Annotated in this window: 22 protein-coding genes and 1 tRNA gene; 16 read left to right on the forward strand and 7 right to left on the reverse strand. The window is 57.5% G+C overall.

The annotated features are described in order from the left end of the window. The first annotated feature begins 4 nt into the window (after positions 1 to 4). The 5 genes from CE636_RS11205 (at position 5) to CE636_RS11225 (ending at position 4,869) form a co-directional block, all read left to right on the forward strand. Complete coding sequence (locus tag CE636_RS11205) at positions 5 to 598, forward strand: XTP/dITP diphosphatase (RefSeq protein WP_004205185.1); 594 nt, start codon at positions 5 to 7, stop codon at positions 596 to 598. Then, complete coding sequence (gene hemW, locus CE636_RS11210) at positions 591 to 1,727, forward strand: radical SAM family heme chaperone HemW (protein WP_017899767.1); 1,137 nt, start codon at positions 591 to 593, stop codon at positions 1,725 to 1,727. Before CE636_RS11205 ends, hemW begins: the two co-directional genes overlap by 8 nt. A gap of 305 nt (positions 1,728 to 2,032) precedes the next feature. Further along, positions 2,033 to 3,019 (forward strand): TRAP transporter substrate-binding protein, encoded by a 987-nt coding sequence (locus CE636_RS11215; protein WP_004205187.1) that lies wholly within the window; start codon positions 2,033 to 2,035, stop codon positions 3,017 to 3,019. Between the two features lie 46 nt (positions 3,020 to 3,065). Beyond that, on the forward strand, positions 3,066 to 3,575 hold the full coding sequence (locus tag CE636_RS11220; RefSeq protein WP_004205188.1) for a TRAP transporter small permease: 510 nt from the start codon (positions 3,066 to 3,068) through the stop codon (positions 3,573 to 3,575). After that, positions 3,568 to 4,869, forward strand: a complete 1,302-nt coding sequence (locus CE636_RS11225; RefSeq protein WP_017899766.1) for a TRAP transporter large permease — start codon at positions 3,568 to 3,570, stop codon at positions 4,867 to 4,869. The genes CE636_RS11220 and CE636_RS11225 overlap by 8 nt, the downstream gene beginning before the upstream one ends. A gap of 47 nt (positions 4,870 to 4,916) precedes the next feature. Here the strand turns inward: CE636_RS11225 and CE636_RS11230 are convergent, their stop codons facing one another. From CE636_RS11230 to trmB, 3 genes are read right to left on the reverse strand one after another with little or no spacing between them, the layout of a single operon-like run. Continuing rightward, on the reverse strand, positions 4,917 to 5,636 hold the full coding sequence (locus CE636_RS11230; protein ID WP_004205190.1) for a DUF2884 domain-containing protein: 720 nt from the start codon (positions 5,634 to 5,636) through the stop codon (positions 4,917 to 4,919). Positions 5,637 to 5,686: 50 nt separating this feature from the next. Next, complete coding sequence (locus CE636_RS11235; RefSeq protein ID WP_002916620.1) at positions 5,687 to 6,013, reverse strand: YggL family protein; 327 nt, start codon at positions 6,011 to 6,013, stop codon at positions 5,687 to 5,689. Next, positions 6,013 to 6,732: a tRNA (guanosine(46)-N7)-methyltransferase TrmB gene (trmB, locus tag CE636_RS11240; protein WP_004205192.1), complete on the reverse strand. Its 720-nt coding sequence runs from the start codon at positions 6,730 to 6,732 to the stop codon at positions 6,013 to 6,015. The genes CE636_RS11235 and trmB overlap by 1 nt, the downstream gene beginning before the upstream one ends. 136 nt (positions 6,733 to 6,868) lie before the next feature. Here trmB and mutY point away from each other — a divergent pair, with 136 nt between their 5' ends. From mutY to CE636_RS11260, 4 genes are all read left to right on the forward strand, one after another. Continuing rightward, positions 6,869 to 7,927 carry an A/G-specific adenine glycosylase gene (mutY, locus tag CE636_RS11245; RefSeq protein WP_017899765.1) on the forward strand — a complete coding sequence of 353 codons (1,059 nt, stop codon included), beginning with the start codon at positions 6,869 to 6,871 and terminating at the stop codon, positions 7,925 to 7,927. Between the two features lie 27 nt (positions 7,928 to 7,954). Next, on the forward strand, positions 7,955 to 8,230 hold the full coding sequence (locus CE636_RS11250; protein ID WP_004105744.1) for an oxidative damage protection protein: 276 nt from the start codon (positions 7,955 to 7,957) through the stop codon (positions 8,228 to 8,230). 48 nt (positions 8,231 to 8,278) lie between these two features. Then, complete coding sequence (gene mltC / locus CE636_RS11255) at positions 8,279 to 9,361, forward strand: membrane-bound lytic murein transglycosylase MltC (RefSeq protein ID WP_002916629.1); 1,083 nt, start codon at positions 8,279 to 8,281, stop codon at positions 9,359 to 9,361. A 190-nt stretch (positions 9,362 to 9,551) separates the two neighbouring features. Further along, the gene (locus CE636_RS11260) at positions 9,552 to 10,805 is read left to right on the forward strand and encodes a nucleoside permease (protein ID WP_017899764.1); all 1,254 of its coding nucleotides are present in this window, start codon (positions 9,552 to 9,554) and stop codon (positions 10,803 to 10,805) included. Positions 10,806 to 10,847: 42 nt separating this feature from the next. On the opposite strand, the gene CE636_RS11265 is transcribed toward CE636_RS11260, so the two are convergent. Next, positions 10,848 to 12,986 carry an ornithine decarboxylase gene (locus CE636_RS11265; RefSeq protein ID WP_017899763.1) on the reverse strand — a complete coding sequence of 713 codons (2,139 nt, stop codon included), beginning with the start codon at positions 12,984 to 12,986 and terminating at the stop codon, positions 10,848 to 10,850. A gap of 419 nt (positions 12,987 to 13,405) precedes the next feature. Here CE636_RS11265 and CE636_RS11275 point away from each other — a divergent pair, with 419 nt between their 5' ends. The 4 genes from CE636_RS11275 to CE636_RS11290 all read left to right on the forward strand — a co-directional run bounded on the left by CE636_RS11275 (position 13,406) and on the right by CE636_RS11290 (position 17,232). Then, positions 13,406 to 14,119 carry a DUF554 domain-containing protein gene (locus CE636_RS11275; RefSeq protein WP_017899762.1) on the forward strand — a complete coding sequence of 238 codons (714 nt, stop codon included), beginning with the start codon at positions 13,406 to 13,408 and terminating at the stop codon, positions 14,117 to 14,119. A 105-nt stretch (positions 14,120 to 14,224) separates the two neighbouring features. Continuing rightward, positions 14,225 to 14,300 (forward strand) — tRNA-Phe (locus CE636_RS11280). A gap of 396 nt (positions 14,301 to 14,696) precedes the next feature. Continuing rightward, on the forward strand, positions 14,697 to 16,073 hold the full coding sequence (locus CE636_RS11285; protein ID WP_017899761.1) for a pyridoxal-phosphate dependent enzyme: 1,377 nt from the start codon (positions 14,697 to 14,699) through the stop codon (positions 16,071 to 16,073). 10 nt (positions 16,074 to 16,083) lie between these two features. Further along, the gene (locus tag CE636_RS11290) at positions 16,084 to 17,232 is read left to right on the forward strand and encodes a trans-sulfuration enzyme family protein (RefSeq protein ID WP_004205199.1); all 1,149 of its coding nucleotides are present in this window, start codon (positions 16,084 to 16,086) and stop codon (positions 17,230 to 17,232) included. On the opposite strand, the gene CE636_RS11295 is transcribed toward CE636_RS11290, so the two are convergent. Next, positions 17,233 to 18,144, reverse strand: a complete 912-nt coding sequence (locus CE636_RS11295; protein ID WP_004205200.1) for a LysR family transcriptional regulator — start codon at positions 18,142 to 18,144, stop codon at positions 17,233 to 17,235. Between the two features lie 97 nt (positions 18,145 to 18,241). Between CE636_RS11295 and CE636_RS11300 the strand changes: the two genes are divergently transcribed. The 3 genes from CE636_RS11300 (at position 18,242) to CE636_RS11310 (ending at position 19,663) form a co-directional block, all read left to right on the forward strand. Further along, complete coding sequence (locus tag CE636_RS11300) at positions 18,242 to 18,844, forward strand: short chain dehydrogenase (protein ID WP_004205201.1); 603 nt, start codon at positions 18,242 to 18,244, stop codon at positions 18,842 to 18,844. An 86-nt stretch (positions 18,845 to 18,930) separates the two neighbouring features. Continuing rightward, on the forward strand, positions 18,931 to 19,269 hold the full coding sequence (locus CE636_RS11305) for a hypothetical protein (RefSeq protein WP_025999196.1): 339 nt from the start codon (positions 18,931 to 18,933) through the stop codon (positions 19,267 to 19,269). A gap of 205 nt (positions 19,270 to 19,474) precedes the next feature. Next, a complete protein-coding gene (locus tag CE636_RS11310; protein WP_004205204.1) occupies positions 19,475 to 19,663 on the forward strand; it encodes a hypothetical protein in 189 nt (62 codons plus the stop codon). A 195-nt stretch (positions 19,664 to 19,858) separates the two neighbouring features. Here the strand turns inward: CE636_RS11310 and CE636_RS11315 are convergent, their stop codons facing one another. Next, positions 19,859 to 21,040, reverse strand: a complete 1,182-nt coding sequence (locus CE636_RS11315; protein WP_004205205.1) for a PLP-dependent aminotransferase family protein — start codon at positions 21,038 to 21,040, stop codon at positions 19,859 to 19,861. 150 nt (positions 21,041 to 21,190) lie between these two features. Continuing rightward, on the reverse strand, positions 21,191 to 23,056 hold the full coding sequence (gene gss, locus CE636_RS11320; protein WP_017899757.1) for a bifunctional glutathionylspermidine amidase/synthase: 1,866 nt from the start codon (positions 23,054 to 23,056) through the stop codon (positions 21,191 to 21,193). Positions 23,057 to 23,058: the final 2 nt, after the last annotated feature.

A 23,058-nucleotide genomic window follows, 5' to 3' on the forward strand; every position in this document is an offset into this window, starting at 1 on the left:
CATCATGCAAAAAGTCGTCCTCGCTACCGGCAACGCCGGTAAAGTGCGCGAACTGGCCTCGCTGCTGGAAGATTTTGGTCTCGATATCGTCGCTCAGACCGAGCTCGGCGTCGAGTCTGCGGAAGAGACCGGTCTGACCTTCATTGAAAACGCGATTCTGAAAGCGCGTCATGCGGCGCAGATCACCGGCCTGCCGGCTATCGCCGACGATTCCGGTCTGGCCGTCGATGCCCTTGGCGGCGCGCCAGGCATCTACTCCGCCCGCTATGCCGGCGTCGACGCCAGCGACCAGCAGAATCTTGAGAAACTGCTCGACGCCCTGCAGGACGTGCCGGACGACCAGCGCCAGGCGCAGTTCCACTGCGTACTGGTCTATCTACGCCATGCCGAAGATCCCACGCCGCTGGTGTGCCACGGCAGCTGGCCTGGGGTGATCGCCCGGGAAGCCGCAGGTCATGGCGGCTTCGGCTACGATCCGATTTTCTTCGTCCCGTCAGAGGGAAAAACCGCGGCCGAACTGAGCCGTGAAGAAAAGAGCGCCATTTCCCATCGCGGGCAGGCGCTTAAACTGTTACTGGATGCATTACGTAATGGCTAATTTGCCACCGCTGAGTCTCTATATTCATATTCCCTGGTGCGTGCAGAAATGCCCGTACTGCGACTTTAATTCGCATGCACTGAAAGGCGAGGTGCCGCACGATGACTACGTCCAGCATCTGCTGAACGATCTGCGGGCCGATGTGCAGTATGCCCAGGGACGGGAAATAGGCACCATTTTTATCGGCGGCGGTACGCCGAGCCTGCTGTCAGGCCCGGCCATGCAAACCCTGCTCGATGGCGTCCGCGCCTGCCTGCCGCTGGCCGCCGGGGCGGAAATCACCATGGAAGCCAACCCGGGCACCGTGGAGGCCGATCGCTTCGTTGATTACCAGCGCGCCGGGGTGAATCGCATCTCTATCGGCGTACAAAGCTTTAGCGAACCAAAGCTGCAGCGGCTGGGGCGGATCCACGGCCCGGAAGAGGCCAAACGCGCGGCACGCCTCGCCAGCGGCCTGGGCCTGCGCAGTTTCAATCTCGACCTGATGCACGGTTTGCCGGACCAGTCGCTGGAGGAGGCGCTGGACGACCTGCGTCAGGCCATTGCTCTCAACCCGCCGCATCTCTCGTGGTACCAGCTGACCATTGAGCCGAACACCTTGTTCGGTTCCCGGCCGCCGGTGCTGCCGGATGACGACGCGCTATGGGATATTTTTGAGCAGGGACATCAGCTGCTGAGCGCCGCCGGCTACCAGCAGTACGAGACTTCCGCTTACGCCAAACCGGGCTATCAGTGTCAGCACAATCTCAACTACTGGCGCTTTGGCGACTATCTCGGCATCGGCTGCGGCGCGCACGGCAAGATAACCTTCCCGAACGGGCGCATCCTGCGTACCGCCAAAACCCGCCACCCGCGCGGCTATATGGAAGGCCGCTACCTCGAACGCCAGCATGATGTGGAAGAGGCGGATAAACCGTTTGAGTTCTTTATGAACCGTTTTCGCCTGCTGGAGGCCGCGCCGCGCGCGGAATTCCGCCGTTATACCGGTCTTGATGAAGCGGCGATCCGTCCGCAGCTGGACGCGGCGATAGCCCACGGCTATCTGCAGGAAGACGAGCAGAACTGGCAGATTACCGAGCATGGAAAGCTGTTTTTAAATTCTCTTCTCGAACTATTCCTCAGCGAATAAATATCGTCATCCCATTCCCAGCAGCAATATTTCGGGAATGGGAATCACTCGATTCCTCCGCCATATATACCTCATTACATCCGTTCCATTGTTATTAAATATTCCACTCTCAAATTAATTTGCATTAATTAATACAAACCAAATATCAATCCTTCAATAAGATCGGTTATTTCATTACCTCATTGCCAGAAAGTGTGAGTCAGGCAGCTTAAAGATGTACGACAACAAAGATAATATGTCATACAGAAATAAAGCATGATGCTTAAGATATTGACCCATTACCCCCAAGTGCATGGAGCCAACTCATGAAAAAATATCCTTTTTCTCGTTCTCTGGTAGGTATAGCTTTACTGGCCCTACTCTCTGCAGGTGCCGTCGCGGCTGAAAAAATAACATTAAAACTGGCGCATAACCTTGAGCGCAGCCATGTGGTGCATCAGGCGTTTGAGGAGATGTCCAAAGAGGTAAACCAGCTTTCTGACGGTAAGATGAAGATTCGCATTTACCCCAGTAGTCAGATGGGCAGCGCTCGCGAGACCATGGAGTTATTACAAAATGGCGCGCTGGATATGACCAAAGGTTCCGCCAGCGATCTGGAATCTTTCGATAATATTTACGCCATATATAATTTACCATTCTTGTTTAACGACCAGAACCACTTCAATAACGTGGTCTTCGGCGAGGTGGGTAAAGAAATAATGAACTCGACGAAAGAGAAAGGATTTTTTGCCCTTTCCGCTTATGTCGCCGGGACGCGAAGTTTTTATGCAAAAAAGCCCATCACCAGGCCGGAAGATTTAAAAGGACTGAAGATCCGCGTTCAGGCCAGTCCGACAACGTTAAAAATGGTCGAATTAATGGGCGGTTCCCCAACCCCCATCTCCTTTGGTGAAGTTTATACCGCCATGCAGCAGGGGGTGGTGGACGGCGCGGAGAATAACGTTCCCTCCTGGGTGCAGACGCGCCATATCGAAATCGCGAAAGTATTCTCTGAAGATGAGCATGCCTCCATCCCTGATTTCCTCGTTATCTCCAGTAAAACCTGGGACAAGCTGACGCCGGATCAGCAACAAATCCTGATCAAAGCGGCGAAAGCGTCAGAGGTTTATCAGCAACAGCTGTGGCGGAAAATCGACGCCGATACCCGCGCGCAGGCCAAAGCTATGGGGGGCGAAATTATCAAAGTGGATAAAGCGCCGTTCCGCGCCGCCGTGCAGCCGCTATTCGATGACTTTAAAAAAGATCCTGTACAGGCCGCCCTGCTGGCCAAATTTGAAGCTGCCGCGGAATAACCATTAACGGGCCAGCCGCTGGCCCGTCTTCACCAGGAAATCAACGATGATACTTAACCGCATCAAGCTGGCGGTGGACCGCACCATCGCCGCCTTCTCTGTCGCTGTTATGATTGCGCTGGTTGTCTGCGTCGTCTGGCAGGTATTCAGCCGCTACGTGCTTAACCAGCCAAGCACCCTGACCGATGAGCTGGCGCGCTTCTTAATGATCTGGGTCGGGTTACTGGGCGCGGCCTACACCGTCGGCGCCCAGCGTCACCTGGCGATTGATTTACTCACCATGACGCTCTCTCCCCGCAGGCAGGCGCTGTTCAGCGTCATTATTAACCTGCTGATCCTGCTGTTTGCCGGCGCAGTGATTGTGACCGGCGGCGTAAAACTGATTGCAAAAACGCTGTCGACCGCCCAGGTCTCAGCCGCGATGCAGATCCCCATGGGCTACGTGTATCTGATCCTGCCGCTCACCGGCATCATGATGATGTTTTACGCATTGTGTTTTATCAATAACGGCCTGAAAAACATGAAACATGCAGAAGAAGGAGCAACTCATGGATAGCGCTATTGCACTGACGCTGTTTGGCGTTTTCTTTATTCTGGTTTTTATCGGCGTTCCCATCTCCTTCGCCATCGGTATCGCTACCGTTGGCTCGATGATGCTGATGTTTCCCTGGGATATCGCGGTGATAACCGTGTCTCAACGCCTGGCGAACGGGCTTGATAACTTCGCGCTGCTGGCCATCCCCTTTTTTATCTTTGCCGGAACCCTGATGAACAGCGGCGGGATTGCAATACGCTTAATCAATCTGGCGCAGGTGATGGTTGGGCGAGTGCCCGGATCGCTGGGGCACGTTAACGTGCTGGCCAATATGATGTTCGGCTCGATTTCCGGTTCAGCCGTCGCGGCCGCCGCGGCGGTAGGCGGGACGCTGAATCCCATTCAGAGGCAAAAAGGCTACGATCCGACCTTTTCCACAGCGGTAAACGTCTCATCCTGCATCACGGGTCTGCTTATTCCGCCGTCAAACGTGCTGATCGTCTTTTCCCTGACAGCCGGCGGCGTCTCGGTCGCCTCGCTGTTTATGGCCGGTTATCTGCCGGGCATTCTGATGGGTCTGTCCATCATGCTGGTCTGCGGTTGCATCGCTAAACGCCGCGGCTATCCGGTTTCCGAACGGCCGACCTGTGCCCAGGCGGCAAAGGCTTTTTCCGACGCCCTACCCAGCCTGCTGCTGGTCATTATTGTGATGGGCGGGATCCTCGGCGGTATTTTCACCGCCACTGAGGCGTCCGCCATCGCCGTGGTCTACACCTTTATTCTCTCGGTGCTGATCTATCGTGAAGTCAAATGGCGCGATCTGCCGCAGCTGATTCTGGAGTCGGTGGTGACGACCTCTATCGTTCTGCTGCTGATTGGCTTTTCGGTCGGCATGTCGTGGGCGATGACCAATGCCGATATTCCCTACATGATAAGCGATGCGCTAATGGGGGTGTCGGAAAACCCAGTGGTGATCCTGCTGCTGATTAACATTGTGCTGCTAATCGTCGGCATTTTTATGGATATGACCCCAGCGGTGCTGATTTTCACGCCGATATTTCTGCCCATTGCTGAGGATTTGGGCATGAACCCGGTTCATTTCGGCATCATGATGGTCGCTAACCTGTGCATCGGCCTGCTGACCCCGCCGGTTGGCAGCGCGCTGTTTGTCGGCTGCTCCATTTCAGGGGTGAAAATTCAGCAGCTCATCAAACCGTTGCTGCCGTTCTACGCCGCCCTGCTGATCGCGCTGATGATGATTGTTTATATCCCGCCGATCTCGCTGTTTATTCCACAGCTGCTGGGGCTGATGTGATCGCCTGAGCGTCGTCGCTACCTGCGGGCGCAGGTAGCGAAATCAAGCTATTTTAACGAGCCAACCAGCGCTTTGCGGCTGTCCTCAAGGGAGACCACCCGGCTGCAGACGTCTTTACCAAACTGCTGGAAATCGGCCTCCTGGTTTTTCCACTCATCCTGGATAGCGGTTTGCAGACCGCCGAGGCTGCCGAGAATGCCCTGCAGCGGGTTGCCGCCGCCTTTGAGCACCGCTTTCGCCCCCATCTCGTTAATGCTGTCCTGCAAAATGCCGCCCATCGCCTGATTTACCAGCTGCTGGCCGTCGGCGCGCACCTGGTCGATGGCTTTATAGTGGAAGGTCAGGCCATCGCTGCGGCGCTCAATGATGCGGTTCATCTGTTCTTTCAGCTGCGCGTCCAGCTTGGTCAGACGACCGTGCATACTGCTATTGGCGCCGACCTGTTCGGTAATGATTTTATCCAGCGCCTTGCGGCCTTTTTCGACTCGCGAACGCGCGCCTTCGTCAATCCACGGCAGGCTGCTACGCAGACTGGCCTGGTAATCCTGCGCCTGTTCGCGCTGGGCGGCGCTGAGCGCATAAGCCTTGCCGTTAAAGGTCAGGTTGCCGTCCGGTTTGATCACCAGATTGCCGTTTTCCCCTTTCACCTGTACCTGCTGAGGGGTGAGGATCACATCGTCACGCGGCGTGACGCTACACTGGTAGTCCGCATGGGCAGACAAAGCGGTTACGGAGAGCGCCACCGCCAGCAGCGTTTTACGCATCATAAAACTCCCTTAAGACAAAACGGGCCGGCAGTTGCCGACCCTTGTCAAACTTAGTCCCACCAGACGTCAAAAAGTTCGCTGGTGCGCACATCCTCTAACTTACGCGCTTCCAGCCATTTGCGCACGATGGCCTGATGCTCTTCGGTGCATTTACCGATCTCCTGCATGCAGATCAGCCCCTCCCAGGAGAGATAGCCGCTGCCGTCAAAGGCCAGCTTGTTCGGCTCAATCACCTCTTCGATCAGATCGTTGACCGTCTGGTCGATCTGCTCTTCACTGGTCCCTTCCGGGAAACGCCAGGCGACCGAGAAGCCTAACTCCTGAAACTCGTCGATATGCATTTTTTTACGCAGACGACGGCTACGATTCTTGGCCATTATTTCACCCTCTCGAACATTAAGTCCCATACGCCGTGGCCGAGACGATGGCCACGCTGTTCAAATTTGGTTACCGGGCGCGATTCCGGGCGCGGTACGTAATCGTTGCTTGCCGACTGGTTACGATACCCTTCCAGCGAGGACATCACTTCCAGCATATGGACGGCATAGGCTTCCCAGTCGGTCGCCATATGGAAGACGCCGCCGAGCTTCAGTTTACTTTTCACCAGCTCGGCGAAAGGCGGCTGTACGATACGACGTTTATTATGGCGCGCTTTATGCCACGGGTCAGGGAAAAACAGCTGCACCATATTCAGCGAGTTATCCGGAATCATAGTGTGCAGCACTTCCACCGCATCGTGACACATCACGCGCAGGTTTTGCACACCTTCTTCTTCGGCCGAGGCCAGACAGGCGCCAACGCCCGGGGAGTGCACTTCGATGCCGAGGAAATTCTGTTCCGGTTTGGCTTTTGCCATCGCCACCAGCGATGCGCCCATCCCGAAGCCAATTTCGAGGGTGACCGGCGCTTCGCGGCCAAACAGGGCGGCGAAATCGAGCGGCGCATCGTTGAATTCAACGCCCATCACCGGCCAAATGTTATCCAGCGCATGCTGCTGCCCTTTCGTCAGGCGGCCCTGGCGACGGACGAAGCTACGAATACGGCGCAGCGGGCGACCGTTTTCATCGAATTCCGGAGAAATGACGTCGTTTTTCATAAAAGTTTGGTCTGCTTGTGAATGTGTTCGGAAAACGGGCATTATCCAAAGTTACCCGGCGGATGCAAGGGTTTACAGCCACTCGCCCTTATGCTGCAATCTGCCCCCCTGTAATCGCGATCCCGGAGCCGTAGCTTTGACTTTTCTCGCCACGCAATTTTCAGCCCAGGTCCTGGACTGGTACGACAAATACGGGCGTAAAACCCTGCCCTGGCAAATCGCCAAGACGCCCTACAAAGTATGGCTCTCCGAAGTGATGTTGCAACAAACCCAGGTGACCACGGTTATCCCCTATTTTGAACGCTTTATGGCGCGTTTCCCTACGGTGGTCGATCTCGCCAACGCGCCGCTGGATGAAGTGCTGCATCTGTGGACCGGACTGGGTTATTACGCGCGGGCGCGCAACTTACACAAAGCGGCGCAGCAGGTGGCGACGCAGCACGGCGGCGAATTCCCGCAGACCTTTGACGAAGTGGCGGCGCTTCCCGGCGTCGGGCGCTCAACGGCGGGGGCCATTTTATCGCTTTCGCTCGGTCAGCATTATCCGATTCTCGACGGCAACGTGAAGCGCGTGCTCGCCCGCTGCTATGCTGTCAGCGGCTGGCCGGGGAAAAAAGAGGTGGAAAAACGGCTGTGGGAGATTAGCGAAGCGGTCACGCCGGCGAAGGGCGTGGAGCGTTTTAACCAGGCGATGATGGATCTCGGGGCGATGGTTTGCACCCGCTCGAAGCCGAAGTGCGAACTGTGCCCGCTGAGCAACGGCTGCGTGGCCTACGCCAATCATTCATGGGCAGAATATCCGGGCAAAAAACCGAAGCAGACCATTCCGGAACGCACCGGCTATTTTCTTCTGATGCAGCACGGTGACGAGGTGTTTCTCGCCCAACGTCCGCCGGTGGGTCTGTGGGGCGGATTGTTCTGTTTTCCGCAGTTTGCCGACGAAGCGGGCCTGCGCGAGTGGCTGGCACAGCGCCAGATTAAGGCCGATAATCTGACGCAGCTCACCGCTTTTCGCCACACTTTCAGCCATTTCCACCTGGATATTGTGCCGATGTGGCTTACAGTGCACTCATCTGGCGCATGCATGGATGAAGGCAACGCACTCTGGTATAACTTAGCGCAGCCGCCGTCGGTCGGTCTGGCGGCTCCCGTGGAGCGCTTGTTGCAACAGTTAAAAGCCGGAACGCCGGTATAAATTTTCGGCTATCAAAGAGGATTGATTATGAGCAGAACCATTTTTTGTACCTTCCTGCAGCGTGAAGCGGACGGCCAGGATTTTCAGCTGTATCCGGGCGAACTCGGGAAGCGCATTTACAACGAAATCTCCAAAGAAGCCTGGGCGCAGTGGCAGCACAAGCAGACCATGCTGATCAACGAGAAAAAGCTCAGCATGATGAACCCGGAGCACCGCAAGCTGCTGGAGCAGGAAATGGTGCAGTTCCTGTTTGAAGGGAAAGATGTGCACATCGAAGGCTATACGCCGCCGGAAAAACAGTAAGGGCCCTGCGGCCTTTTAAAAACAAACACAACACGCACGCCCGGAATGATGAAAAAATACTTAGCGCTCGCGCTGATTGCGCCGTTGCTCGTTTCGTGTTCCAGCTCCAATAAAAAAGGCGCCGAATACAACGAGGCCTGGGTCAAGGATACCAACGGTTTTGATATCCTGATGGGCCAGTTTGCCCACAACATCGAGAACATTTGGGGGTACAACGAAGTCCTGCTCGCCGGGCCGAAGGACTACGTCAAATACACCGACCAGTATCAAACCCGCAGCCACATCAACTTTGATGAAGGGACGATCACCGTCGAGACCATCGCCGGCACCGATCCGCGCGGACGACTGCGCCAGGCGATCGTCAAAACCCTGCTGATGGGCGATGATCCCAACTCCATCGACCTCTATTCCGATGTCGATGACATTCAGATCTCCAAAGAGCCGTTCCTCTATGGCCAGGTGGTGGATAACACCGGGGCATCGATTCGTTGGGAGTGGCGCGCCGCGCGCTTTGCCGACTATCTGCTGCAAACCCGCCTGAAGAGCCGCAACAACGGCCTGCGCGTGGTCTACAGCATCACCATCAACCTGGTGCCGAACCACCTCGACAAACGTGCGCATAAATACCTCGGCATGGTGCGTCAGGCCTCGCGTAAGTATGGGGTGGATGAGTCGCTGATCCTCGCGATTATGCAGACCGAATCCTCCTTTAACCCTTATGCGGTCAGCCATGCCGACGCCATGGGGCTAATGCAGGTAGTCCAGCACAGCGCCGGCAGAGACGTCTTCCGTTCCCAGGGTAAATCGGGCCTGCCAAGCCGCAGCTATCTGTTCGACCCGGCGAATAACATTGACACCGGTACTGCCTACCTGGCGATGCTGAACAATGTCTACCTTGCTGGCATCGATAACCCTACCTCGCGTCGCTACGCGGTGATCACCGCCTATAACGGCGGCGCCGGCAGCGTGCTGCGGGTCTTCTCCAGCGATAAAGTCCAGGCGGCCAATATCATCAACAGCATGGCGCCAGGTGACGTCTACCAGACGCTGACCACCCGTCATCCGTCGGCGGAATCGCGCCGCTATCTGTATAAAGTTAACACGGCGCAGAAAAGCTACCGCCGTAAATAACCCCCTCCTGACACCGGCCTCAGCCACGCGCTGAGGCCGCTTTTTTTCTGCGCCATACTGTGGAATATCTTTCGGTTTTCTGCGGCAGTTAACAGAAGCCTTCAGCTGGTGAATGATAGAATCGCATCAAAATAACGGGATTAATGTTATTTTAAAAACATAACAAGCCCACATTCGTGAGGATAACTACATGAATCTTAAGCTGCAGCTCAAAATACTGTCGTTCCTGCAGTTCTGCCTTTGGGGGAGCTGGCTCACCACGCTTGGCTCATACATGTTTGTCACGCTGAAGTTTGATGGCGCGGCTATCGGCGCAGTATATAGCTCGCTCGGTATCGCCGCGGTGTTGATGCCGACGCTGCTCGGCATCGTCGCCGATAAGTGGATCAGCGCCAAATGGGTGTATGCCACTTGCCACCTGGTGGGCGCGCTGACGCTGTATCTGGCGGCGCAGGTCACCACGCCGGGCGAGATGTTCCTTGTGATCCTCCTCAACTCGCTGGCCTATATGCCGACGCTGGGGCTGATTAACACCATCTCTTACTACCGCCTGCAGTCGGCGGGGCTGGATATCGTCACCGATTTCCCGCCGATCCGGATCTGGGGCACCATCGGCTTTATCTTCGCCATGTGGGGCGTCAGCTTCTCCGGCTTCGAACTGAGCCATATGCAGCTGTACATTGGCGCGACGCTGTCGGTCCTGCTGACGCTGTTCACCCTGACGCTGCCGACGATCCCGGTGGCTAACGCCCAGCGTAATCAAAGCTGGACGGAGATGCTGGGGCTTAACGCTTTTGCGCTGTTTAAAAACAAGCGCATGGCAATCTTCTTTATCTTCTCGATGATGCTAGGCGCCGAGCTGCAAATCACCAACATGTTCGGTAATACCTTCCTGCACAGCTTCGATAAAGATCCGCTGTTTGCCGGCAGCTTTATCGTCGAACACGCCTCGGTGCTGATGTCGATCTCGCAGATCTCCGAGACGCTGTTTATCCTGACCATTCCGTTCTTCCTCAGCCGCTACGGCATTAAGAACGTGATGCTTATCAGTATCGTGGCGTGGATGCTGCGCTTCGGCCTGTTCGCCTTCGGCGATCCGACACCGTTCGGCACCGTGCTGCTGGTGCTATCGATGATCGTCTACGGCTGCGCTTTCGACTTCTTCAACATCTCTGGTTCAGTGTTCGTGGAGAAAGAGGTGCGTCCGGAAATCCGCGCCAGCGCCCAGGGCATGTTCCTGATGATGACCAACGGCTTCGGCTGTATTCTCGGTGGCATGGTGAGCGGCAAAGTGGTGGAGCACTTTACCGTCGAAGGGATCACTAACTGGCAGAGCGTGTGGCTGATTTTCGCCGGCTATTCGCTAGTGCTGGCTTTTGCCTTCGTGGCGCTGTTCAAATACAAACACGTCAGACAACCGACCGCCGCGCAGCAGAGCGCGTGATCGTCAAAAGCAAAACGCCCCGCCGGTTCAGCGGGGCGTTTTTTATCCCTTCAGCACGTAGCCATACAGCCGCTTAATGCCGTCCGAATCCGTCTCACTATATACCCCCTGCAGCTCCGGCGAGAAACCCGGCAGCATATTAACCCCCTCTTCCAGCGCAAGGAAATAGCGCAGTACAGCGCCACCCCAGACCTCACCGGGCACCACGCATAATACCCCCGGCGGATACGGCAGCGCCCCTTCCGCCGCGACGCGGCCCTCCGCCTCGCTCAGACGCACCAGCTCCACGTCGCCGCGGATAAATTCGCGGTTGGCATCCTGGGGATTCATCACCACCCGCGGGAAGCTCCGTTTACGGAACATCTCTTTTTGCAGGCTCTTCACGTCAAAGCTGACGTACAGATCGTGCATCTCCTGGCACAGTTCGCGCAGGGTATAGTCGCGATAACGCACCGGGTATTTGTTATAGATGGTCGGCAACACATCGGCCAGCGGCGTATCCGCTTCAATATGCTGTTCAAACTGCCCCAGCATCGCCACCAGCTGCGCCATTTTTTCGGCGCTTTCCGCCGGCGTCAGCAGGAACAGAATCGAGTTGAGATCGCACTTCTCCGGCACGATGCCGTTTTCCCGCAGGTAATGCGCCAGAATGGTCGCCGGGATGCCGAACTCACTGTACTCCCCACTCTCCGCGTCGATGCCCGGGGTGGTCAACAACAGCTTGCACGGGTCGACAAAATACTGGTCGTCGGCATAGCCCTCGAAGCCATGCCAGCGCGCGCCCGGTTCGAAGCTGAAGAAACGGCGCTCCCGGGCGATCGCCTCAGTCGGGTGATCCTGCCACGGGCGCCCCGCCACTATCGGCGGAATAAAAGGCTGGATCATCTTGCAATTGGCGATGATCGCTTTGCGCGCCTCGATGCCCAGCGCCACGCATTCGGCCCACAGGCGGCGGCCGCTCTCGCCTTCGTGGATTTTGGCGTTGACGTCCAGTGCGGCGAACAGCGGATAAAACGGGCTGGTAGAGGCATGCAGCATAAAGGCGTTATTCAGCCGCTTGTGCGGACAGAAGCGCGCCTGGCCGCGCAGATGGTTATCCTTTTTATGGATCTGCGACGTCTGCGAGAAACCGGCCTGCTGCTTGTGAACGGACTGGGTGACAAAAATGCCCGGATCGTCCGGGGTCAGCTCCAGCAGCAGCGGCGAACAGTCGGCCATCATCGGGATAAACTGCTCATAGCCCACCCACGCCGAGTCGAACAGGATGTAATCGCAGAGGTGGCCGATTTTATCGACCACCTGGCGGGCGTTATAGACCGTGCCGTCATAGGTTCCGAGCTGGATCACCGCCAGACGAAACGGGCGAGAGGCCGTGGCTTTCTCTGGCGCCGCTTCACGGATGAGATCCCGCAGGTAGCGCTCATCAAAGCAGCGCTCGTCAATACCGCCGATAAAGCCGAACGGATTGCGCGCGGCTTCAAGATAGACAGGCGTCGCTCCAGCCTGAATCAGCGCCCCGTGATGGTTTGACTTGTGGTTGTTGCGATCGAACAGCACCAGATCGCCGCGGGTCAACAGCGCGTTGGTCACGACTTTGTTGGCCGCCGAGGTGCCGTTAAGGACGAAGTAGGTTTTATCCGCATTAAAGACCTTCGCGGCGAACTTCTGCGCGTGCTTGGCCGACCCTTCGTGGATCAGCAGATCGCCTAATTTTACGTCGGCGTTACACATATCGGCGCGAAAGACGTTTTCGCCAAAAAAGTCATAGAACTGGCGGCCTGCGGGATGCTTTTTGAAAAAGGCCCCGTGCTGGTGTCCCGGACAGGCAAAGGTGCTGTTATCCATTTCGACGTACTGGGTCAGCGTATTGAAAAACGGTGGCAGCAGACGCGCTTCATAATCGCAGGCCGCCGCTTCCAGCTCCAGCCACTCCTGATCTTTACCGGCGATCACCGCCTGTACCCCCTCCGGCTTATCGACCGCCGTCTCGCTCAGCAGGTAGACCGGCAGGTTAAATCCGCTACGCCTGAGGAGGGCGAGGATGCCGCTGCGACTGTCCGCCGCGGTGATGACGACTGCCGCCACATCGGTAAAATCGGTACTGTCCAGCGCCACAACGCGACGGTGGGTGGACAAGCGGGTGACCAGCTCGCAGCTGGCGGCAATGTGCATGGATTTCATAAGCGCAAATGCCCGTATCGGGAGTGTAAAAATCTCAGGCAAGGGAAACCTTGCCCAACGATGTGTCCGGGTCTGACGGATTCAGCTCCGACCGCCGGACATCAGTAAAAGCAGACGCGTCCGATCTTACTGTTGCCCTACAGTGAGCATACGTGTCCTTCACCGCATGGTGAACAGAGGGGTAAGCGTAGCAAGATGAGGCAGCCCACGCATCTGTGCGCGGCGTCGCTGGCGAGGTAATGGCAGTGTCGTCATCGGCGGCCTCATATCAGGGAGGAGAAAATTCGCGCAATCATGGCACCTTTCCCCGACAGGCGCAAGATGAAAACCGTATGCACTTATATCACGGATACACAAGCTTTCACGGCGGGTTAACGTCATAATCATTCGGTTATCAGGGATATTTAACAGGAGTCAGCGTGGTTACAGGACCTTTTATTAATGCCAGCGCGGTGCTGGTCGGCGGCGTGTTAGGCGCCTTACTCAGCCAGCGGTTGCCGGAACGGATCCGCACATCCATGACCTCAATTTTTGGTCTGGCGTCATTAGGCATCGGCATTTTACTGGTGATCAAATGCGCCAATCTGCCGGTGATGGTGCTGTCGACCCTGGTGGGAACGCTGCTCGGCGAAATTTGTAATATGGAAAAAGGGATTAATACGCTGGTCAGTCAGCTCCAGCAGTTGCTGACGCCGAAGGGTAAGAAAAAAGCCTCGGCTCATGACTCCTATATTCAGAGCTATGTGGCGATTATCGTCCTGTTCTGCGCCAGCGGCACCGGCGTCTTCGGCGCCATGCGCGAAGGGATGACCGGCGACGCCAGCATTCTGATTGCCAAAGCGTTTCTCGATTTTTTCACCGCCACCATTTTCGCTTGTACCCTGGGCATTGCCGTCGCCGCCATCAGCGTACCTATGCTACTTATCCAGCTGACTCTCGCGGCCTGCGCGGCGATCATTATGCCGCTCACCACGCCGATGATGCTGGCGGATTTCAGCGCCGTCGGCGGTATGCTGCTGGTGGCCACCGGGCTGCGCATCTGCGGAATAAAAATGTTTGCCGTGGTGAATATGCTGCCTGCGCTGGTGCTGGCGATGCCGATCTCAGCGGTCTGGACGCTGTTTTTTGCCTGAAGACGCGTGCTTTTAGCGCAATGTGGTGATAGATTGTTCAGTCTGCTGCAAAACAGATAAATTTCGTTGACGAGGCGCGGCGATTACGGTTTAATGCGCCCCGTTGCCCGGATAGCTCAGTCGGTAGAGCAGGGGATTGAAAATCCCCGTGTCCTTGGTTCGATTCCGAGTCCGGGCACCACTATTTAAAGAACCCGCCCACAAGGCGGGTTTTTGCTTTTCTGTAGCCGGACTCTTCATCGAACATCGCTAACCCGTGATTCTCTGCTGCACTTTTCTCCTGGTGAGCCAGCTGCCACTTAACGGCCAGCGCAGACCGCCTCTCCCCATAGAATCTTTTCGCAAATACATTTTCAAATATCAGATAACCCGCTGATTCAAATCGCCATTCTGTCGTTAAAAGCGGCTAAAAACGCCCTTTTCTGGCAATCGATCCGCCCAGGCGGCTACCCTGCTTTCCCTCCGGATGGCTGAACAGCATCTTATATTCCATTTTGCGCTAAATGACAGAGAAATGTTCTTTAAATTACCGATTTCACAGACCTACCATGCAAAAATTTCTTAAACGAGTGGGTAAATGGTTATGTCACTGTTTCATTCCGTGAGCGACCTGATCGGTCATACTCCCCTGCTCCAGTTGCACAAACTGGATACCGGGCCCTGCAGTCTGTTTTTAAAACTGGAAAATCAGAACCCGGGCGGATCAATTAAAGATCGGGTTGCGCTGTCGATGATTAACGAAGCCGAGCGTCAGGGTAAACTGGCGCCCGGCGGGACAATTATCGAAGCCACTGCCGGCAATACCGGCCTCGGCCTGGCGCTGATCGCGGCGCAGAAAAATTACCGCCTGATCCTGGTGGTGCCGGACAAAATGAGCCGCGAGAAAATCTTTCACCTGCGGGCGCTGGGCGCGACGGTGCTGCTCACCCGTTCCGACGTCAATAAAGGTCATCCGGCCTATTACCAGGATTATGCCCGCCGCCTTGCCGATGAAACGCCGGGGGCTTTTTATATCGACCAGTTTAACAACGACGCTAATCCGCTGGCGCACGCGACCTCCACCGCGCCGGAACTTTTCCAGCAGCTGGAGGGCGACATCGACGCCATCGTCGTCGGCGTTGGCTCTGGCGGCACGCTGGGCGGGCTTCAGGCCTGGTTTGCAGAACACTCGCCGAAAACGGAATTTATCCTCGCCGATCCGGCGGGCTCGATCCTTGCCGATCAGGTTGATACCGGACGCTACGGCGAAACGGGATCCTGGCTGGTCGAAGGGATTGGAGAAGATTTCATCCCGCCGCTGGCCAGGCTGGAGGGGGTGCATACCGCCTATCGCGTCAGCGACCGCGAAGCGTTCCACACCGCGCGCCAGCTGCTGCAGGTCGAGGGTGTGCTGGCCGGATCCTCCACCGGCACCCTGCTCAGCGCCGCACTGCGCTACTGCCGGGCGCAAAGCCGTCCGAAGCGGGTGGTGACCTTCGCCTGCGACAGCGGCAATAAATACCTGTCAAAAATGTTCAACGACGACTGGATGCGCCAGCAAGGGCTGATCGCCCGCCCCGAACAGGGCGATCTCAGTGATTTTATCGCCCTGCGCCATGACGAAGGCGCTACCGTCACGGCCGCGCCGGACGACACCCTGGCCGCGGTCTTTACCCGCATGCGGCTGTATGACATCTCCCAGCTGCCGGTTCTGGAGGATGGCCGCGTGGTCGGCATCGTCGATGAGTGGGATTTGATCCGCCACGTACAGGGCGATCGCCAACGCTTCTCCCTGCCGGTCAGCGAAGCGATGAGCCGCCATGTTGAAACTCTCGATAAGCGTGCGCCAGAGAGCGAACTGCAGGCCATTCTCGATCGCGGTCTGGTGGCGGTGATCGCTGACAACGCGCGTTTTCTTGGCCTGGTCACCCGCAGCGATGTACTGACCGCCTGGCGTAACCGAGTAGCACAATAAGGAATTTTTTATGTCATCTATCCACACCCTGAGCGTACATAGCGGAACCTTCACCGACAGCCACGGCGCAGTGATGCCGCCTATTTATGCCACCTCCACTTTCGCTCAGCCGGCGCCGGGGCAGCATACCGGCTATGAATATTCCCGCAGCGGGAATCCTACCCGCCATGCGCTGGAGACGGCGATCGCCGACCTGGAAAACGGTACGCGCGGCTACGCGTTCGCCTCCGGGCTGGCCGCCATCGCCACCGTGCTGGAGCTGCTGGATAAGGACAGTCACCTGGTGGCGGTCGATGATGTGTATGGCGGCACTTACCGCCTGCTGGAAAACGTACGCCGCCGTAGCGCTGGTCTGCAGGTGAGCTGGGTGAAACCCGACGACCTGGCGGGAATTGAAGCGGCGATCCGCCCCGATACGCGCATGATCTGGGTGGAAACGCCCACCAACCCGCTGCTGAAGCTGGCGGATCTCAGCGCTATCGCCGCTATCGCGCGCCGCCATAACCTGATCAGCGTCGCCGATAACACTTTCGCCTCGCCGGCGATCCATCGCCCGCTGGAGCACGGGTTTGATATTGTGGTCCACTCCGCGACTAAGTACCTCAATGGCCATTCCGATGTCGTCGCCGGCCTGGCGGTGGTCGGCGATAACGCCGCGCTCGCGGAGAAGCTTGGCTACCTGCAGAATGCGGTAGGCGGCGTACTCGACCCGTTCAGCAGCTTCCTGACGCTACGCGGCATCCGCACCCTGGCGCTGCGGATGGAGCGCCACAGCGCGAACGCGCTGCAGCTCGCCGAATGGCTGGAACAGCAGCCGGAGGTAGAGCGAGTCTGGTTCCCCTGGCTGGCCTCGCACCCGCACCATCAGCTGGCGCGCCGGCAAATGGCCCTGCCCGGCGGCATGATTTCGGTAGTGGTGAAAGGCGATGACGGTTACGCCGAACGCATCATCAGCAAGCTGCGCTGGTTCACCCTTGCGGAGAGTCTGGGCGGCGTCGAGAGCCTGGTGAGCCAGCCCTTCAGCATGACCCATGCCTCGATCCCGCTGGAGAAGCGCCTGGCGAACGGCATCACGCCGCAGCTGATCCGCCTGTCGGTCGGGATCGAAGATCCTCACGATCTGATTGCCGACTGGCAGCAGGCGCTTCGGGAGGAGTGATTATTCCGACGCGCGGGTCGTCGCCAGCGCGTCAGGCATTCCCTGCTGAAGGTGGGCGATAAACTGCGTCAACTTCGGCAGGGGCCGGCGATCCTGGCGCCAGAGCAGATGCACGGGCCTCGGCTGTGGGGTCCACGCCTCCAGCACCCGCACCAGGCTGCCGCTGGCCAGCGCATCGGCCAGCAGCACCTCCGGCTGCATCAGCAGCCCAGCCCCGGCGATCGCCGCCTGGCGCAGCGCATAGCCATCGTTACAGCGCAAAACCGCATCGCGCTTCCAGCGCACTTCCCCTTCCATGCCCGGCAGCCGCCACTCGTTGCGGGCGGTCCAGACCGTATGGGACAGGCAGAGATGATCGGCGAGATCTTCCGGCCTCCCGGGCGTTCCGTAACGCGCCAGATAAGCCGGCGCGGCGCAGATCACCATCCGATACGGCGCCAGGTAGCGAGCCACCAGATCCTCCTGATGGATCTCGCCAATGCGGATCGCCAGGTCGAACCCCTCATCCACCAGATCGACCATCCGGTTGGTCAGATCCAGTTCCACCCGGACCGCTGGCCAGGCCTGCAGAAAGGTGGCGGTCAGGGGCGCGATCACGCTGGCGCCGAACGAGGTGGGCGCGCTCACCCGCAGGGTGCCGGCCGGCGCCAGCCGCAGCCGCTCAACGGCGCTTTCGGCGATGGAGACCTGCTCCATCACCCGTTTCGCTTCGTCAAAATAGACCCGCCCGGCGTCGGTGAGGCTCTGGCGTCGGGTGTTACGCTCCAGCAGGCGCGTCGCCAGCTGGGTTTCCAGCTGGGCGATATATTTCCCGACCATCACCGCCGACAGCCCCAGGCGCGACGCCGCCCCGGTAAAGCTGCCGCACTCCACCACGGCAATAAACGTCTCCATCCCTCGCAGCTTATCCATATTGCTAACCTCTGGTTAGTAATGTTCTAACTTTTAGCCAGTTTATCCGATATCCGTTTTATTAAAGAATAGCCTCTCACCTCATCAGGAGTCTGCCATGAAAATTATCGTTATCGGTGCCAGCGGCACCATTGGTCGCGCGGTCAGCGAAGAACTGAGCCAGAGACATGACGTTATCCGCGTCGGCCGCACCCGGGGGGATTATCAGGTGGATATCACCTCGCAGGAGAGCGTCGAGGCGCTGTTTGCGCAGACCGGCGAAGTAGACGCCATCGTCTCCACCACCGGTAATCTACACTTTGGGCCGTTAAGCACCATGACCGACAGCCAGTTCAACCTCGGTCTGCAGGACAAACTGCTGGGGCAAATTCGCCTGGCGCTGGTCGGCCAGCATTTCCTGGGCGACGGGGGGTCGATTACTCTGGTCAGCGGTATTGTCGCGCAGGAACCCATTGCTCAGGGGGTCAATGCCACGACGGTCAACGCCGGTCTGGAAGGCTTTGTCCGCGCCGCCGCCTGCGAACTACCGCGCGGGATCCGCATCAATCTCATCAGCCCCACCGTGCTCAGCGAGTCGCTGGCGGCCTACGGCGACTTTTTCCCGGGCTTTGCCAGCGTTCCCGCCGCCGCCGTAGCACAGGCCTATCGCCGCAGCATTGAAGGGGTGCAAACCGGCCGCATCTACCCGGTCGGCTACTAGCCAGTGCCGGCCCGCCGGGGCCGGCGCTTACATCCTGACGTTGTTGCAGGTACACTGACGGCTGATTGTCTCCGGCCGAAAAACTGATGTTGAAAAAATTACTCTTTATTATCCCGCTGCTGGCGCTTACCGTGCTGCTGGTCTGGTGGTTCACTCCGCATTACACCGAGGAAGACGAAGCTTACTACCGGGCGGTATTTTGCGTGATCGATCATGACGACAGCCGCCAGTTCCTCCACGATATGCAGAATATCGTCGAGGGGGGGAATTCTGACTACGCGCTGCATAAAGCACATTACCTGCCGGCGCTGGGGCAGCGGATGCTGGACACCTGGCATCAGCTCAGCCCGCAGGAACAGCAGGCGCTGCGTCAGGACCAGCAGCGCTGTGGCGAGATATTACGAGCAAAACAGCAGGGTAAATAATCCCGGCGGGCTGGCGAAACCGCAGCCCGTCACAGCGCCCGATAAGATCCCGCTGTTGACGAGCCGATCGCTGTCACAAAATCCTCCTCTATCACCGAGCCACAGGAGGACGTTTTTTTCTGCAGTCGTATACGATAAAAAGTAGTTGATCTGGTACGAACTAACTCTTATTTTGCTTCTCAGTTTTCAAAATGAGATAAAACTGATGCCTGTCATTATTGCCAGTAGTGTTAAAGAAGCCAAAGCGTTAATTAACGGTGGGGAATACAGGGAAATTATTCTTAACTTCGATATTGATGCCGATGACTTTTTCTCTCTCGCCAGCCATTCGGCTGGGACAAAAATCTCCATCTCCGACCGAAACGATCGTTCTCCGGTAAAATCAGCAAAATAATTAACCCGTAAGGGACATCTATGTGGTTGTTTATTGGTACCTTTGCGGTGGCTTTTCTCGCAGCGCTGATGTTGGTCTGGCTGGATGATCGCATCGTCGATACGGAGTGACCCCAGCGCTGAACGCTAGCGTCACTCCCTCTCGCTATTGAAGCGAAGAGGATGCGCCGCCGCTAAGCGGCGCACAGCAGGACCGTTACAGGGAGGCCGCCAGCCGCTCAACGGCGGTCAGCAGCCCGGCTTCCGACACCGTTGAGTAGGAAAGACGCAGGGTACGGGTATCCGGATTATCGTGATAAAACGCTTCCCCCGGAACGTATACCACGCCGTTTTCCAGCGTTTTCTTCATCCATTCCATGGTATCGAACGGATAGCGGAAACGCGCCCACAGGAACATCCCCCCCTGCGGGCGGCTGAATTCCAGGTGCTCGCCAAGGCGGCTTTCCAGCGCATCGGCCAGCGCCACGCACTTCTTGCGATAGTCTTCGCGAATCAACGCAATCTGGTTATCCAGCCGGTTCAGGCTGAGGTATTCCGCGGTGATCACCTGCGACAGCATATTGGTATGCAGATCCGCCGCCTGCTTCACGATCACCGTCTGCTGCGCCAGCCAGTCCGGCATGACGATCCAGCCGATACGCATCCCCGGCGCGAGGATCTTTGAAAACGTCGAGGTGTAAACCACTTGATCTTCACAGCCCAGCTCAACAGCGTGCTGATAGAGCGGGCGTCGCACGGCGTCTGTAAAGCTAATTTCACCGTAGGGATCGTCTTCCAGAATGACGAAGTCATATTTTTTCGCCAGCTCGACCAGCCGGCGACGACGCGCCTCGCTCAGCGTTTTACCGCCGGGGTTGCCGAACGTCGGCACCAGGTAAACAGCTTTGACGCGGGTGGTCTCCAGCAGGTCAGCCAGCTGCTCCACCAGCATCCCGTCATCATCGGTATCGACGCTGAGAATATTGGCCTGCGCCAGCTGAAACACCTGCAGCGCCGCCAGATAGGTGGGTCGCTCAACGACGATAGTATCGCCTGGATCGAGCAGCGTGCGGGCAACGATATCCAGCGATTGCTGGGAGCCGGAGGTGATATAGACCTGAGCGGCTGAACAGGTCACGCCACGGGAGTGGCAGATTTCACTCACCGCCTGACGCAGCGGCGGGTAGCCTTCCGTCAGACCGTACTGAAATGCGTCATGAAAACGCTCGCTCATCACCTTCTGCACCGCCAGCTCCAGGCCTTCGGTATCAAACAGTTCCGGGGCCGGAATGCCGCCGCCAAGCGAGATCACGCCCGGCAGTTTACTGTGCTTGAGAAGTTCGCGGACGGCGGAGGGCTTGAGTTCACCCGCGCGGGCGGCGAGACGCCGATCGTGCATACTATTTTCCTTTTCTGTCTTGTTGTTGTGTTAATTATCTTGGCTTTGTTGCAGGTGTTCCCCGGCGGCGCTTACCAGTCCGGGCTATCCTTGTTCGTGTCTCTGCGCTCTCCCCGGACAGGGCAGGAGCCGCTATCCGGGGTCAGCACGTCACGCTTTGTCTTTCAATACGATCAGCGGCTCTATGTCGCTCTCTTTTTTCACCACCAGCGACGAATCGCCGCGCAGGCAGGTACCGCCGTAGTTACCGCCGACGGTAAAGGTGCACACCTGGATATACTTGCCATCCACTTTCGGCAGGCACCACAGCTGCTGGTAGATATTCTTGCGATCGACAAACTGGCCGCTGGTCTTATCCAGAACCTCATCCTGAGGGCCGATCAGGTCGATATTGTTCCCGCAGCGCCCGGAAATGGGCTTCACGGCATAGCCGGTTTTCGCCAGCTCGTCGTTAACCACAAAATCGGTATCCAGCAGATAGCGATGATGCGGGAACAGCGACCACAGCACCGGCAGGATCGCTTTGTTGCCCGGGATCACCGTCCACAGGGGTTCGAATACCAATACTTCAGGACGCAGCAGGACGTCAATCAGTCGCACCTCATTCTGTGGATGCCCGGTACGAATCGGTACCGCCGCGTACTCCTCGGCGCTGACTTCGCGCACCTGCTCAATGGCGGTTTCCCATGCCCAGGTTTTCCAGACGCAGTTGACCAGCCGCCCGTCGGCGTCGATCAGCTGGCCGGCCGCATCCCAGCGCAGTTCATCGAGGCCAAAGAGAATTTTGCTCTCGAAACCGGCCTGGGTCAGCGAACGCTGGATAAACTTCGCGTGGTAATTCTCTTCCAGATCCTTGTCCTGCATGATGTGCACGAAAGGCCGCGCCCGGCTGTGTTTCCACGCTCCCGCCAGCTCATCGAGCAGACCTTCCGCCGGATTGTGACCAGTGCCATAGTAGCCCTGCTTCAACCACTGCTCGAGGATCAGCCCGCCTTCGGTATGGCAGGAGGCGGAGTCGGCATTGTACTCGTATACCTTCAGCCCGCGCTCGTCCATGCAAAAATCCATGCGCCCGGTGATCATATGATGACGCCGGCGCTGCCAGGAGAGACGCAAACGCGGCCAGAGGATTTTCGGGATATCGAACAGCGCCAGCAGGTTATCATCCTTCATCACCTTATCGGTGGCGTGCAGATACATCAGGTGCAGCTCGTTGGTGGCTTTAATCAGCTCCTGTTCGGCGCTTTCGCTGATAGTGAAATACTGATAAGGATCCTGATTGATAAAATGGCCGTTGGCCGCCACGTAGGCTTTCTGCAGCGGATCTTTCTCGTTCAGCCATTTGCCGCGGAACTGGCCGTTGTTCGGCAGCCGCGCGCCCTTGATCGCCATCGCCTCACCCGGCAGTACCGGCTGCGGCAAGCTGTGTTCGGTATCGGCGGTCTGGATCATCCAGCCTAAAATTTCGGTATCGGCAAAGGTATCTTTGATGGTGTACCGGCCGGCGTTGACCTCGAGGGTCAGCTCGCGGGTCCACTGCTGGCCCTGCGGCAGCGGCGAGTGAATGACGTTCTGCTCGGCGATACGCACCTTATTGCCGACAAGCTGGGTGATCACCGCGACATGGCCGGTGTGCTTGAACTCGCCGCCCTTCTGCCAGATCAGCAGCGAACCAGCGATCGGCGGACGACGGGAGCCGTTGGCGAAGGCCTGAAGCGGGAGAATGTTGTCATTGACCACTTCGCGCAGAAAGCGCAGGGAGAAGATTTCATAGGCCATCCCCACATCGGTAAAGACAAACCCGTAGGTCAGGAACAGAAAGCGGCGCGCAAACTCCACGCACTGCCATTTATGCCCCATATACTCATTGCCGATGTAGCTGCGAAACGTCGCGTCATCCGGATAATCCTGTGGATTTAAGCTACTGTAATTCGATGAATAAATCGCTACGCCGCCGGGCGCGTAGCCTAACAATGTCCCAAACGGGGCGTCACTGCTTGTCGATCCTTTGCTCATTT

This window comes from Klebsiella sp. LY, assembly GCF_004010915.1.
In the GTDB taxonomy this organism is placed as follows: domain Bacteria; phylum Pseudomonadota; class Gammaproteobacteria; order Enterobacterales; family Enterobacteriaceae; genus Klebsiella; species Klebsiella quasipneumoniae.